The organism is Cellulophaga sp. BC115SP (assembly GCF_009905545.1).
In the GTDB taxonomy this organism is placed as follows: domain Bacteria; phylum Bacteroidota; class Bacteroidia; order Cytophagales; family Spirosomataceae; genus Flectobacillus; species Flectobacillus rivi.
In genome coordinates, this window is sequence record NZ_JAAALB010000183.1 from 1 (window position 1) to 701 (window position 701).

The 701-nt window shown below is 44.4% G+C and carries 1 pseudogene; it reads left to right on the forward strand.

Annotation, left to right across the window (positions count from 1 at the left end):
* Positions 1 to 701 (forward strand): annotated as a pseudogene (locus tag GVN22_RS27540) (hypothetical protein); the annotation flags it as partial.

Consider the following 701-nt stretch of genomic DNA (forward strand, 5'->3'; position numbering starts at 1 on the left):
ACGAATCCATGTGTATGGGGTATCGGTCAAGTGTTAGCCAATACCAGTACAGTATGGCGTGATGCAGACTGTGATGGCGATGGCGTAACCAACTACGCAGAAGCAACAGGAGCAGATGGTAACCCAACTACAATTGCAGATAACACCAACCCACTAAGTGCTTGTAGCTTAAACTTGAGTCAAGTGACTTTAGTAGCGACGAGTACAGGTGACTGTGATGGTGATGGCGTAACGAACAAAGATGAGATTAATGGTATCGATGATAATCCATTGACGACCGCAGATAATACAGATCCAAACGATGCTTGTAGTTACAACAAGGTAGACCAAGTACTTGCGAATGTGGATCCATCTTGGTTGACCAAGGACTGTGATAAGGATGGTAATCCAAACGGAACAGATCCAAATCCACAGACTGCTACAGCCGCCAACGATGCATTAACAGCGCCATTTGGTACAATTAGTACGGTAAATGTGCTATCGAATGATGACTTCTTACCAGTAGCGAGCAATGTGATTACGAGAACAGGTGGTACAGCAAGTGGAACCGTAGTATTTGCACCAACAACAGGTATCATGAGTTACACTCCATCAGCTACGGAGCCAGGTGGTGTAAATGTAACAGTGATTTACCAAGTGTGTAATACATTGGTGACTCCACAAGTATGTGCTAGTGCGACAGTAACGATAAGTGTACCATT